Raw genomic sequence first — 13,105 nt, 5'->3', positions numbered from 1 at the left:
CTCCTGGCGGGGCTAATGGGCCGATGAGCGGCCGGTGCTCGTGTCGCGAACCGCCGTCAGTAGAACATGTCGGCCGGGCGCCGCCATCTGCCGACAGTCGCCGGTCAGCCGCGGTCGGTGCCCGGCGCGGCCGGCGATGCCGCGGATGGATCGGCAGCGGTCAGCGCCCGCTTGAGCGCGGCCGTATCGATCAGCAGTTGTCCCAGCCGCGCGGCCTCGCTGCGGCGCCCATGCCGCAGTGCGGCAGCTTGATACGCCAGCAGGCGGGTGGCTAGCGTTCGCAGAGCATCGTTGCTCAATTTGTAGCCGTCCTCATTGGCGGCTTCGGCCCATCGCGAAGGCCATTGGCGCAAAGGCGGTGCTGGAAGCGGCTTATGCATGTTGGCGTCGGGCCTGGCGGTCGAGGGGAGCGGGCGCAAGGCGATCGGTCCAGGCCGCGGCCCTGCGGCCGATGAGCTGAAGTTTGGCTGGCCTGGGCGTGGCGGAACGCACGGTGCGGATTCCCATGACGAATCCTATCGACACCCTGACGCACGGCTTGAGACTGGGTGGGTTACCCAGAAAAAAAGCTGCTTATCGTCCCGCCCGTAGTTTCCGATGGCGCGCCGCGATCTCATGGAAAGCACAGCGCCCAGGCGCCCTGCCACCGGTGCCGACCGCTACCCATCATGCCGAGCGGCAATCGCCAGGTTCAGAAAGCCACTTCGTCTCCGGCCAATGGAAACTCCAGTGCCCGGGTGCTCCAGTGGCCCTCGGCATCCTTGGCGCGGAAGCGATCGATCGCGAACGGCAGGCCTTCGCTGGCCATGATGTCCGGGCCCGTGCTCACCTGAAAATGCAGGTGCGGCCATCGTGCGTCGCCGGAATTGCCGATGCGTGCCAACGGCTCGCCGCGCCGAACGCGCTGGCCGGCCTTTACGACGACGCTGCCGGGTTGCAGGTGCGCGTAATGCGCGAACTGACCGTCGCCCAGATCGAGTACGACGGTATTGCCCGCCAGCGTCTTCATGCTCAGCGGCACGGCGGGAGTAAAGCCGGCGGCCGTGCGCGGCACGTTGTCGGGAAGGCCGTCTATGGCCTGAATCACGGTGGCGTCCGCGACGGCGAACACCGGCTGCGCATACGCGTGATAGGTGCGCACATCCAATGGATCGCCGGCCTGGAAGTCGCCGCCGATGCGCCGCTTCCAGTCGATCGCGTATCGGCGCGAAATCTGCGCGGTGCCGCCGGCGACGAACAGGCCCGGGCGATGATGGCGGTCTAGGGCCAGGCCGTTATCCGCCAACCAATGGTCGCCCCGCACGGGGCTGGCAAGCACCCCGACGGAGCCGTGATGAACGCCGACTACAGGGCCTTCTGCGATCGCGTCCCCCAGGATCACGCGATGGCGAAGTTGGCTGGGTACCGGCGTATCGCGCTCGAATGCCAGGCACAGATAGGCGATGGCCGCGCGACCCGTTTGCAACGGGTGCGCAGCGTCGATCGCGCCGTCGCCGATCAGCCGCAATGGCGCATAGAGTGCGGCGCCGGAAAGCGACAGCAGCAGCTTATCGCTATCGGCGGTAGCGGCCATGATGTCCACGCCGGTGATGGGCATGGCTTCGTCGGACAGATTCAGCAGCCGCAGCTCGTACACCAGGTAGCGGTAGCCGCCCGCATTGAATACGGCGGGTTCGAACGGGGTGCGTACGTCCAGTTGAGGGGGCGGGAACGACGTCCCCGCGCCGTCGCTGGAGGCCTTGCTCGTGGGCGCGCGATCGGCCAGGGCGCAACCCGTCGGCAGCGGTAGTGCGTCCTTGGTCGCGGCCAGCGCGCTGGGTGTGGATGCCAGCCCGCAACACAGGGCGAGACAAAGCGACGCGTGCTTGATCACGTGGATTCCGCGGCCAGTCGATACGGTCGCCAAGTCTAGGGGCTGAGCAGGTGCGCGTAGCGCGGATGCGACGAGCGTGCGCCGAGACGAGGGGCGTCGGTGGCGTGCGTTCGGGAAATATGCCGGCGCCGATACGCGGCGTACGAACCCATGCGAGTGCTTGCGGCGAGCGTGATCGGCCGTTGTCGCTCTTCGGCGAGAACCTGCGTACGGATCGCCCCCAGCGGACCGTCCCGGCCCATGCTGCGCGGCAGCATGCATGCCGCAAAACTCTGTGCTATCTATTCCGTCGCCAAATTAGAACGATCTAAAAGCGAGGCGGTCGTTCGCCACAGGGGCAAGGCAGTTCAGGGCGGCAGAGGACGCTACCAAGGCATACGACAGATTCCGTCTGTCGGAACGGGGGTTCGTGCCTTGAGAATTTAGATCGATCTAAATTCGCTCGCGTCAGCAGCCGATTCAATCTTGGGAGAGGGTGATTGAAATGACACGCACGCCAAACGCACGCATACGCAATTCGTTGTCCGCCGCCATCGCCGTCGCGCTGGTCGCCGTGGTGGCCGCGCCGGGCAGCGCGTTCGCCCAGGAGGCGCCCGCGGCGCAGGGCGCCGACGCCGCGACCGATCTGGACAAGGTGGTGGTCACCGGCTACCGCTACTCGATCGAGAAGAGCCTGGACCAGAAGCGCAACGCCAACGCGGTGGTGGAGGTGGTCACCGCCGAGGACGTGGGCAAGTTCCCCGACAAGAACGTCGCCGACGCGCTGCAGCGCGTACCGGGCGTGGTCATCACCCGCAACGGCGGCGAAGGCAAGAACGTCAGCGTGCGCGGTCTGGCCGCCGATCTCACCCTGACGCAGTTGAACGGCAACTACATCGCCACCTCGGAGAGCAACAACGAGGCCACGCGTTCGTTCAATTACACGCTGCTGCCGTCGAACATGCTGTCCAGCGCCGAGCTGTTCAAGACGCCGGAGGCGCGCATCGACGAAGGCGGCATCGGCGGCACGGTGATCCTGCGCACGCGCCGGCCGCTGGACATGGAGTCGAACTCGGGCTTCGTCACCCTCGAGGGCACCTCGTCGGACACCAGCAGCGGCGTCGACGCGCAGGCCTCGACGCTGTATTCCTGGCACAGCCAGGACAATCGCTTTGGCGTGCTGGTCGGCGCGACTCAGCAAAAGCGCAACAACCGCACCATGGACGTCACCACCGAAGACTGGCAGTGGTACAGCGACCGCGTCGACGCCAACGGCAACATCATCAACGACTACGTCTGGAACGTTCCCGGCCGCACCCGCAATCCACCGGTCGATGCGCATGGCAATCCGCTGCCCAACGCCTCCAGCTTCTGGGGCCGCTCGGGCATCTACAACCAGAACGGCGGGCATTACTCGGGCTTCTTCATGCCGACCTCGGTCAACTTCGCGGTGCGCGACGAAGAGCGCGAGCGCAAGGGCGGGCAGCTGACGTTCCAGTTCAAGCCGATCGACAACCTGACCCTGACCGCCAACTACTTCCGCTTCGAGCTGGAGGGCGATTACACCCAGAACATGCTCAAGATTCCGGAGTGGAATCTGGCGCGCGTCGCCGGCGACGGCAATTGGACCGGCGGGCGACTGTTGAACGGGTTCACCTTCGATCCCAGCGGCACCATCGTCACCGGCGCGCAGTACGAGCGTAAGGACGGCAAGGCCTATTACTGCAGCGAGGACGAAGCCGCCGCCGCCGGCCTGCCGCCCGGCGGCTGGGGGCCGGACGACTGCACCATTCCCACGCCCCAGCTCACCGGCGGCTACAGCCGCGAGAAGGCGCTGTCGCAGAGCTTCGACCTGAGCGCGGATTGGGACATCAGCCCGTTGTGGAAGGCCTCGTTCGGCGGTGGCCGCACCTGGTCGGAAGGCGGGCCGTCGATGAACTTCCGCATGTCGGCCAAGCCGCGCCGCCAGGTCAACGGCGTGTGGCAGCCCGGCAACACCTTCAGCTCCTGGGATCTGAGCGGGACGCCGACGGCGACTTTCTCGCCGAACCTGCAGGACCAGCTGATGGCCGGCATCGCCGAGATCGACACTGGCTCGACCGATTCGTCGTGGATGGAAACCACGATCAAGCAGCGCCACTTCCAGGCCGATTTCACCAAGCTGTTCGAAACCGGCTGGCTGGATTCGATCCAGTTCGGCGCCAAATACAGCGACGGCGAGGTCCACCGCAACACCGGCAACACCTACTGGGTGTGTCAGGGCGCCGATCCCAGCGACTACAGCAAGCGCTACCAGGCCGGCTGCGATTCCACCGCGGGCGTCGCGCAGCCGGGCTTCTTCCTGTCCAAGCCGGTGGGCGACATCGCCGGCGGCTTCAACGCCAATGTGTTTCCGGGCATCGATTTCCCGGCTTACATCGACTATTTGAACAACCGCTACGGCGGCGTGCAGAACCGTCGCGAGGAGGACTTCGTCTACAACGTCGACGAGAAGGTGTCCGCCGGCTACTTCCAGGCCAACTTCCGTACCGAGCGCGTGCGCGGCAACATCGGTTTCCGCGTCGCCCGCACCAAGCAGCATGCCGAGTCCAGCGATTCGGTCGAACGCTTCACCGACTATTTCGCCGACAACGCCGGCGGCGCGCCGATGTCCTGCACCGATCCGGCCGCCGGCGCGCTGCTGAACTCCAACACCGGCTACAGCTGCGAAAGCGGCTTCGTGCGGCTGCCCAATGCGATGGCGCAGCAGAAGACCTACGAGCTGGCCTCGCTGGACAAGACCTATACCGACATCCTGCCCAGCTTCAACATCGCCTGGGACATCACCGACAACCTGGTGCTGCGCGGCGCGGCGTCGAAGGTCATCGCGCGGCCCAGCTACACCAGCATCGCCTACCCGGGCGGCCTGAGCTATTACTCCGACGAGTACAGCAACGATCGTCGCGTCGCCGGCGGCACGACCAATCCCGGCTGGTACGGTTCGGGCAGCAACAAGGGCCTGGAGCCGTTCGAGGCCAATCAGTACGACATCGGTCTGGAGTGGTACTTCAAGCCGGGCGCGGTGGCGGGCGTGGGCCTGTTCCGCAAGGACGTGAAGAACTTCACCGTGCCGGTGGTGCGCGACCTGCAGATGTCGGTCGGCGGGCAGACGGTGACGGTGCAGGACTACTCCACCCAGGCCAACGGCCAGGACGGCGTGTCGCAGGGCGTGGAGCTGTACGGCCAATACACCTTCGATTTCGGCCTGGGCATCCAGGCCAACTACACTTACAACGACACCAACCTGGCCTCGATCGTGCTCGACGGCGAGACCATCGGCGAGTCGCCGCTGGTGGGCAGCGCGAAGAACCAGGCCAACGTCACCGTGTTCTACGAGAACGACAAGTTCCTGGCGCGCGCCTCGTTCAACCGCCGCGGCGAGGTGGTCGGCGGCTTGAACAACGGCTTCACGATCTACACCGAGCCCTACCAGCAGCTGGACCTCAACGCGTCCTACAACATCAACGACAATCTCACGATCACCGGCTCGGTGCTCAACGCCACGCGCGAGGAACAGCGCACGCACCTGGGCAACGACACCAAGGCCCGGTTCTACTCCAACGGCTATTCCGGCCGCCAGTTGTATCTGGGCGTGACCTACAAGTTCTGATGGCCCGGCCCTCGTGCCGCACCGGCACGAGGGCGCCATGGCGACTGGGCGACGCCATCGTCCGGCCTCGGCCCGCCCCTTGCGCGCGGATGTTTTCCGCCGGGGCCCGCGGGACGCACTTCGATATTGCACATGCAGGCATCGTCGCGTGGGTAGGGAGACCGCGGCGGCCTCCCGTTCTCACAGTGCGGCGGCTTGCGAACAAGGACGTGTCTGTCCCGCGTTGGCGATGTCGTGGCGCATAGGGGAAAGGCGCCAGCGGAGCGGGGATTCGCTACCGGCATGGCAATCAAGGACTTCACAGGAGGTGACTCATGATCGTGCGTATGGCAATGGCGGCGGTACTGGTGGCGGGTCTGTTCGGGGTGGTGCCGGAGGCGAGCGCCCAGCGGTTCGAGGAAATCTGCCCGATCGATACCGAGTGCGGCGGCGACGGCGAAGGGGGCGGCACGGGTGGCGGCGGAACGGCGCCGACCTATGTGCTGCAGGGCGTGATCCAGAACCAGGGCTATGAGACCGGCCCCGGCGGCGGCAAGCGGGTCAAGATCCGCGGCTACTCGCGCTTCGCCGACGTCAACAACAACCGCGTCGATGCCGACTTCATCAGCGTGCGCTGCAATGCCTACGATGCCTTGGGCGGCTACACCACCGAGTACGACGACGAGAGCAACGGCGCGCTGGTCGACGTGCACTTCGCGTCCAACTTCGTCTACGGCGTGAGCAACTACCGCCGCATCACCGTGGTCTGCGTGCACAACGCCACCAACGGCGTGAACAACTACAGCGCCACCAGCACGGCCGAGATCGACATTCCGTAAGCGGCAACGCAAAGCGGCGCCCGGCAAGAGTGGCCGGGCGCCGCTGTCGCATCCGCGAGCGCGATGGCTCGCCGGCGCGGATTCGGCCAGCGACCGCGCGGTCTCGTGGATCCGGATGCCGCCGCGCTCGGTTTCCAGTGCCTGCAGCAGCAGTCCCTTGAGTTGGGTCTGGCCGTAACCGGCTTGCTTGGCCATGGCCTGACCGCTCCGTTGACGGTGAGGCTCCGAGTGGAAACCGATGGTCCGCCGCTTACGGCAAGGGCCGGATTGCGTGGCATCGGGTGAGTCCGACGTCGAATTCCTGTTGTGCGCTTCACTACAAAGATGAACCGTTCGAGTGGTCGGATCTGAACGGCGTATCACGGGCGCTGGAAACGACATCCGCTTGATGCCGCTAGGCGTATGCAGAAGTCACACGTCACAGACGCCGACCCGATGTCCATCGAATCCGCCCTGCAACTAGCGAAGCGAAACTACTATCCGCCGGTGCCGGAACTGTTGCTGCTCGCCGGGCTGGAGGCCAGGCAGCGGCCGCCGTGCATTCGGCCGGAGCGGTCGGAGCTGGACGCGCTGGCGGCCCTGCAGGCCGACATACTCGACCAGGTGTCCGCCTGCTTCTGCGATGCGGCGCACGATCATTGCCGACCCAACGAGGAGCGCGATGAGCCGCTGGCCGCCGCGGCGGGTCTGGACCGCCGTGCGGCGGCCCGCGCGGTCGAGCGCTGCTTGCGATGCTTCCTGGCCCTGCATCCTGATGAACTCTTGTCCGCCGTGCCCTTGCGCGCGTGGGCCGACTATCTGACCTGCGCGGCCCTGGCGCGCAGCGTGGTGCTGATCGGCTCGGCGTCCTACGGCGCCCACGCCGACACGGGCGGCGCGGACCGACTGCGCGCGCTGCATACGGTCACCGGCTGCTTCTGGGATACCGGTGGCGAGGATCCGGTCATCGGCATCGCCGGCTGGGTCGCGCCGCATGCGGACGATCCGGGCTTCCTGGTGTCGGCCCTGGTCGTCGGCGAACAGCCGCTGTTGAACGAGTTGCGCCTGTCCGCGATGCACGATTTCGCCCCGCTGGCGGTGGCGGGCGTGCGCGAACCCTACCGCCTGGCCCATCCTTTTCGGATCGAGGCCGCGGCGTGATCGCGACCGAGCCCGGCGCGCAAACACCGCGCATTCGGCTTGCTGCAGGACGCGTTGCGGGGCGATACGCGGTCTGCGGCATGGATCGCAAAGCGAGAGCTGAATGGGCTTTAGGCCCCGTTCGAAGGGGCGGCTCGCCAGCGCCAGGCTCATACGTACGCACGCAAGGCGCGGCCTCACGACAAGCCCACCCTCTGCGCCTATGCTGCGGACGTGGACAAAACCCGAGCCGAGCTGGCTACCGAACTGGTCGTGCTGGAAGCCGATCTCGGCGACCTGCGCCATGGCCAGGTCTACTTCGGCGATATCGAAAGCCGCATCGACGCGCTGTTGCTCGAGGCCTTGCCCGAAGACGCGGATTGGTTCCTCGATGAGTTCAGGGCGCTCATGGACCGGCGCGTGATCAAGTAGCGGTTGAATGCGCCAAAGGCGCCGCGCCGACTCGCGGCAGCATGCGTTTTCAGGGCCGTCAGCCCGAGCGTTCTTCGCTGCCGGTCGATCCGCTTAGTTCGTTCGGCGACGGCGCGCGCACCTGCGCGGGCGGGCGCGATGCTATCGTGCCCGCGCCCTGATCTTGGAGATCTGTCCGCATGCAACTGTCGCGTTCGCTATCCGTCGCATACGCGGTGTTCCTGCTGTTAGCCGGGATCACGGCAGGGCCATCACACGCGGCCGGTGCGCTCCCCAAGCTGGCCGGCACCTGGCGTGTTGAGCGCATCACGGACACCGACATCGCAACGGGCAAGGTCGTGTATCCGTATGGCGAGCAGCCCAAGGGCTACATCGTCTACGACCCGACTGGGCACCTGAGCGTGCAGATCATGCGCACGCCCGCGGTGCGGCCCTTCGCCTCCGGAGACGACGCGGCGGGCAGCGATGCCGAGGTGCGCGCCGCCTACGACGGCTATGTCGCCTACTTCGGCACCTACGAAGTCGATGCGGAGCGGGGCGTCGTCGTGCACAAGGTGGAAGGCAGTCTGATGCCCAGCTACACCGGCACCGATCAGCCGCGTCCGTTCCGTATCGAAGGCGATGTGCTCACCATCGAGGGTGACAGCGACGGCGTGCATTTCCTGCGTAGGTTGAAACGGGTGCGCTAAGTCTGGCGTTGCGGGCATCGCCGCGGCGGGATTTCAGTGCAGCGACGACGCCCTATCCGCCGCGATGCGTCGCAGCTTGTGCGGATTGCGCTGCACGTACACGCGCAGGATGCGTTCGCCGTCGGTTTCGTAGGTCTGAGCGGATTCCAGGGTGTCGCCGAAGTAGCGCAGCAGGCCCAGGTGGCCGTTGATTGAGGTCAGTTCCAGGCGCAGTTCGTGTTTGCGGCGCAGGGTGCAGGCGAACAGCAGTTGGGCGATGCGTTGGCCGCCAAGTACCGGCTTGGGCAGGCTGGTGGCGATGCCGCCGCCGTCGCCGACCAGCACGGCGGACTCGGCCATCATGTCCTTCATCGCCCTGAAGTCGGCGTTGGTCCAGGCTTCGGCGAAGCGGCGCATGAGCTGTTGGTGCGCCTGCGCGGAGACCAGGTAACGCGGGCGTTCTTCGCGCAGCTGGCTCTTGGCGCGGTGCACGATCTGGCGGCAGGCGGCCTCGCTTTTGTCCAGCGTGCTGGCGATGTCGGCGTAGTCGGCGTCGAACACTTCGCGCAGCAGAAAGGCGGCGCGCGCTTCGGGCGCCAGCCGTTCCAGCACGGTGAGGAAGGCGATGGACAGGTCGCTGGAGGCTTCCTGCAGTTCCTCGGGTGTGGTCGGGCTGTCGCTGAGGATGGGCTCGGGCAGCCAGATGCCGACGTAGTGCTCGCGGTTGCGCGCACGGCGCAGGCGATCGATCGAGCGCCGGGTGGTGGCGGTCACCAGCCAGGCCTCGGGGTCGCCGATCTGCTCCGGGACGGTGTCGTTCCAGCTCAGCCAGACGTCCTGCACGACGTCTTCCGCCTCGGCCAAGGAGCCGAGCATGCGGTAGGCCACGCCGATCAGGCGCGGCTGGAGCCGGGTAAAGGTGTGGGTTGCGCCTTCCATAAGACTCAGGTCGCAGCAGGAGGCGGGATTGTGACGGATGCAACGCCAGGCCGGGGTGCGGCCGGCCTGGCGCGGTCGTTCAGGGCGGCAACAGCGCCGGCTTGCCGGCGTCCTTCAATAGCAGGACCAGGAACTTGGCCGGACGCTCGCGGCTGGCGTTGCGGCCGACCGTGTGCAGGTCGCCCGGGCCCTCGTAGAAGCTCTGCCCGGGCGTGAGCGTGACTTCCTTGCCGCCTTCCACGCCCATCACGATCGAACCTTCGAGCACGTAGACGAAGGCGTAGGCGTCGTGGCGGTGGACCGGATCGGCGCCGCCGGGCGGGTACTCGACGGTGATCATCAGCGCTTCCTTGCCCGGGTAGTCGGCCAGCGCCTGGCTCATGACCTGGCTGACGACGGGGGGAGGGGCGTCGCTGCCGGTCTGGCCGTGGGCCGCCGCCACGCCCGAACACAGCAGGGCGAGCAGGCTCCAGGAACGGTGGATACGCATGGGGAACTCCTGTGTTGGGCGGGCGAGGGCTGGGAACGGCCGCGTTCCGCGGCCGCCGCGTCTTACGAAAGCTGCGCCTTGTCCAAGCCGAAGGCCTGGTCGTAGGTACCCGGTACGGTGCGGAAGCCGACGTTGACGCGGTTCCAGGCATTGATCGCCATCACGTCGAAGGTCAGGTCGGAGATCTCCTGTTCCGACAGTTGGCCGCGCACGCGCTCGTACAGATCGTCGGGCACGCCCAGCGGCGAGATCTGGGTGAGCGCTTCGGTCCAGGCCAGGGCGGCGCGCTCGCGCGGCGCGAACAGCTGCGATTCGCGCCAGGAGGCGACGTGGTGCAGGCGCAGCGGGCGTTCGCCGCGGATCGTGGCTTCCTTGACGTGCATGTCGAGACAGAAGGTGCAGCCGTTCAATTGCGAGGCGCGGATGCGGATCAGGTCGCGGATCGACTGTTCGATCGAGGATTTCTGCGTGGCCATGCTGAAATCGACCAGCTTCTTGAACAGCTCCGGGGATTGGCGTTGGTAATCGAGGCGTTGGCTCATGAGGGGTGCTCCATTCGGTGACGTGGGGGCGCCGGCGGTCGCCGGGCCGGCTGGCGGCCAATCTAGGCAGCGCGCGCCGGCGCCGGTAGGCCGCCGCACGGACGCGCGGTGTTGAGCCAGGCGCACCAATGCACGCGGGCTGTAACAAGCAGGGCCGCTCGCGCGTCCTTGGGTTATGAACCCTCAAAAACACGAGCGCGCCGCCGCCGCATCCGGCGCCGACCGCGTGTGGTCGGAATTCATGGCGGCGTTGAACGGCTTGGCGCCGGACATGCGCGCGGCCTTCGTGCTGCATGAGATCTTCGAGACCGGCTACGACGACATCGCGCGCTTGATCGGGCTGCCGGCGGAGACCTGCCGGCGCCATGTCGAACAGGCGCGCGGCTACACGCTGGATCGCATGCGGCCGCTGTGCCACAAGGCCGAGGGCGCCGCGTCATGAGCGCCGTGATCGCCTTGCCGTCCGCCTGTCAGGACACGTTGCCGTCGAGCTTCTCGGCCAGTTACGCGGGGGTGGTGGCGTTCATCGCGGTGGCCACCGAGGGCAGCTTCGCGCGCGCGGCCGATCGCCTGGGCGTGGGCCGCTCGGCAGTGAGCCGCAGCGTGCAGAAACTGGAGGGTCAGGTGGGCGCACGCCTGTTCTCGCGCACCACGCGATCGACCTCGCTGACCAGCGAGGGCGAGCTGTTCTTCGAGAACTGCCGGCCGGGCGTGGAACGCATCCTGCAGGCGCTGGAAGACATGCGCGATCTGCGCGAGGGCCCGCCGCGCGGGCGGCTGCGCATCGGCGCTGCCCATGGCTTCGGGCGCAGAGTGCTGGCGCCGTTGTTGCGCGAGTTCCGGTCGCGCTATCCAGGCATCGGCATCGAGTTGGCGCTGGACGAACGCGAGGCCGATCTGGCGGTGGACCGCATCGACGTGGCCTTCCGCGAGGGCCGGCTGGACGACAGCCAGGTGATCGCCAAGCAGCTGGTTCCGATGCAGATGTTCGTGTGCGCGTCGACCGAGTATGCGCGTCGCCATGGTTTGCCGACGTCGCTCGACGCACTGCAGTCGCACGCCTGCATCGGTCGCCGGCTGGCGAACGGACGGTTGCAGACCTGGGATTTCAAGGTCGAGGGCCGGCTGCAACGGGTCTCGCCGACGGGCGATCTGGTGTTCAACGACGACGAGCTGATGCTGGAGGCGGTGCTGGACGGGCAGGGCTTGGCGCAGTTGCCTGGCTACCTGGCTTGCGAGGCGCTGCGCCGAGGGGCGCTGGTGACCTGTCTGGCGCCGTACGCGCCGGACGATCGCGGGCACTACCTGTGCTATCTGAGCCGGCGCCAGTTGCCCCAGCGCATTCGGGTGTTCATCGATTTCGCGACCGCGCGGATACGCGCCTTGAACCTGGATTGTGCGGGAGCGGTGGGGCGGTCGAGTTATGGCGCGGCGAAAGCGAATGGGGTATTGGCCGTGGCTGTGGGGTAGGAGCAGCACCAGCCGCGACACGAAAGGACGCACGCCGACGCAAACACGATGGTTCAGGCCGGATCACCGTCGCGGCTCACGCCGCTCCTACCCCAAGGTTGCGCCGCGGATCGCATACAGCGTCCGACCGATTGGTGCAGGTCAGGAAACACGGTGCAGCCGGCTGCAGGTCTACTGTGGACAGAGCGCGGCTTCTAGCATCGACGGAGCACGACCGACGTCCTGTAGAGCGGGCACCGGTACCCCAGCAACTCCTGAGAGGTGGACCATGAAATTCGTCGTGATCGGTGGCACCGGCCTGATCGGCAGCAAGGTGGTGGCGCGCTTGCGCGACCAGGGCCACGAAGCGGTGGCGGCGGCGCCGTCCACGGGCGTCGACATCCTGACCGGCGCGGGGCTGGATGCGGCGATGGCGGGCGCGGAGGTGGTGGTGGACCTGGCCAACTCGCCTTCGTTCGAGGATGTCGCGGTGATGGAGTTCTTCCAGACCGCCGGGCGCCAAGTGCTGGCGGCGGAAGCGCGCGCCGGCGTGACGCATCATCTGGCGCTGTCGGTGGTCGGTACCGAGAAGCTGGGCGCAAGCGGCTACTTCCGCGCCAAGAGCGCGCAAGAGGCGCTGATCCGTGCGTCCGGCATTCCCTACACCATCGTCCACTCCACCCAGTTCTTCGAATTCCTGCCGGGCATCATCCAGTCCGGCAGCGAAGGTGAGACGGTGCGGCTGCCCACCGCGTTGGTGCAGCCGATCGCGTCGGAGGACGTGGCCGCGGCGGTCGCGCGCCTGGCCCTGCAGCCGCCTGCCAACGGCATCGTCGAGATCGCCGGACCGGTGCGCGAGCCGCTGGCGGACCTCGCGCAGCGCTTTATGAACATCGTGCAGGATCCGCGCGAAGTCGTCGGCGATGCGCATGCGCGCTACTTCGGCGCCGAGTTGCAACACGACACCCTGGTGCCCGCGCAGGCGGCCTGGCAAGGCGAGCTGAACTTCGAGCGTTGGCTGGAACAGTCCCAGTACGCGCGCTACCTGCCGCGCGCGTGAGTGCGCGGTGCGGGCTCGGCTCGCAGCATGCCGGCGCTGTCCGATGCACGTGAGCGAGGGGCGAGGTGAGCGCGTTGTCGTAGCCGC

At 67.0% G+C, this 13,105-nt stretch carries 13 protein-coding genes; 8 read left to right on the top strand and 5 right to left on the bottom strand.

All coding sequences use genetic code 11. The features are described 5' to 3' along the window. Positions 1 to 104: 104 nt before the first annotated feature. Positions 105 to 380: a hypothetical protein gene (locus LVB77_RS20840; RefSeq protein ID WP_232908108.1), complete on the bottom strand. Its 276-nt coding sequence runs from the start codon at positions 378 to 380 to the stop codon at positions 105 to 107. A gap of 311 nt (positions 381 to 691) precedes the next feature. Then, the gene (locus LVB77_RS20835) at positions 692 to 1,873 is read right to left on the bottom strand and encodes a M23 family metallopeptidase (protein ID WP_232908107.1); all 1,182 of its coding nucleotides are present in this window, start codon (positions 1,871 to 1,873) and stop codon (positions 692 to 694) included. Positions 1,874 to 2,357: 484 nt separating this feature from the next. On the opposite strand from LVB77_RS20835, the gene LVB77_RS20830 reads away from it, so the two are divergent. The 5 genes from LVB77_RS20830 to LVB77_RS20810 all read left to right on the top strand — a co-directional run bounded on the left by LVB77_RS20830 (position 2,358) and on the right by LVB77_RS20810 (position 8,559). Further along, entirely contained in the window at positions 2,358 to 5,501 is a 3,144-nt protein-coding gene (locus LVB77_RS20830; protein ID WP_232908106.1) for a TonB-dependent receptor, read from the top strand. 314 nt (positions 5,502 to 5,815) lie between these two features. Beyond that, a complete protein-coding gene (locus LVB77_RS20825; protein WP_232908105.1) occupies positions 5,816 to 6,319 on the top strand; it encodes a hypothetical protein in 504 nt (167 codons plus the stop codon). A 435-nt stretch (positions 6,320 to 6,754) separates the two neighbouring features. After that, positions 6,755 to 7,459, top strand: coding sequence for a hypothetical protein (locus LVB77_RS20820; RefSeq protein WP_232908104.1), 705 nt, complete (start codon positions 6,755 to 6,757; stop codon positions 7,457 to 7,459). A 213-nt stretch (positions 7,460 to 7,672) separates the two neighbouring features. Further along, positions 7,673 to 7,870: a hypothetical protein gene (locus LVB77_RS20815; protein ID WP_232908103.1), complete on the top strand. Its 198-nt coding sequence runs from the start codon at positions 7,673 to 7,675 to the stop codon at positions 7,868 to 7,870. A 179-nt stretch (positions 7,871 to 8,049) separates the two neighbouring features. Next, positions 8,050 to 8,559 carry a lipocalin-like domain-containing protein gene (locus LVB77_RS20810; protein WP_232908102.1) on the top strand — a complete coding sequence of 170 codons (510 nt, stop codon included), beginning with the start codon at positions 8,050 to 8,052 and terminating at the stop codon, positions 8,557 to 8,559. Between the two features lie 33 nt (positions 8,560 to 8,592). Here LVB77_RS20810 and LVB77_RS20805 read toward each other — a convergent pair whose 3' ends face one another. The 3 genes from LVB77_RS20805 to LVB77_RS20795 all read right to left on the bottom strand — a co-directional run bounded on the left by LVB77_RS20805 (position 8,593) and on the right by LVB77_RS20795 (position 10,509). Then, a complete protein-coding gene (locus tag LVB77_RS20805; protein ID WP_232908101.1) occupies positions 8,593 to 9,477 on the bottom strand; it encodes an RNA polymerase sigma-70 factor in 885 nt (294 codons plus the stop codon). Positions 9,478 to 9,556: 79 nt separating this feature from the next. Continuing rightward, entirely contained in the window at positions 9,557 to 9,967 is a 411-nt protein-coding gene (locus LVB77_RS20800; protein WP_232908100.1) for a cupin domain-containing protein, read from the bottom strand. A 62-nt stretch (positions 9,968 to 10,029) separates the two neighbouring features. Beyond that, positions 10,030 to 10,509, bottom strand: coding sequence for a carboxymuconolactone decarboxylase family protein (locus tag LVB77_RS20795; RefSeq protein ID WP_232908099.1), 480 nt, complete (start codon positions 10,507 to 10,509; stop codon positions 10,030 to 10,032). Between the two features lie 175 nt (positions 10,510 to 10,684). On the opposite strand from LVB77_RS20795, the gene LVB77_RS20790 reads away from it, so the two are divergent. From LVB77_RS20790 to LVB77_RS20780, 3 genes are all read left to right on the top strand, one after another. Beyond that, positions 10,685 to 10,951, top strand: a complete 267-nt coding sequence (locus tag LVB77_RS20790) for a sigma factor-like helix-turn-helix DNA-binding protein (protein WP_232908098.1) — start codon at positions 10,685 to 10,687, stop codon at positions 10,949 to 10,951. Then, positions 10,948 to 11,979, top strand: a complete 1,032-nt coding sequence (locus tag LVB77_RS20785; protein WP_232908097.1) for a LysR family transcriptional regulator — start codon at positions 10,948 to 10,950, stop codon at positions 11,977 to 11,979. Before LVB77_RS20790 ends, LVB77_RS20785 begins: the two co-directional genes overlap by 4 nt. A gap of 268 nt (positions 11,980 to 12,247) precedes the next feature. Continuing rightward, positions 12,248 to 13,018: an SDR family oxidoreductase gene (locus tag LVB77_RS20780; RefSeq protein ID WP_232908096.1), complete on the top strand. Its 771-nt coding sequence runs from the start codon at positions 12,248 to 12,250 to the stop codon at positions 13,016 to 13,018. Positions 13,019 to 13,105: the final 87 nt, after the last annotated feature.

This window comes from Lysobacter sp. 5GHs7-4 (assembly GCF_021284765.1).
Classification (GTDB): domain Bacteria; phylum Pseudomonadota; class Gammaproteobacteria; order Xanthomonadales; family Xanthomonadaceae; genus Lysobacter.
The sequence above is the reverse complement of the archived record's forward strand: the minus strand, read 5'-3'. Positions and strand labels throughout refer to the sequence as shown.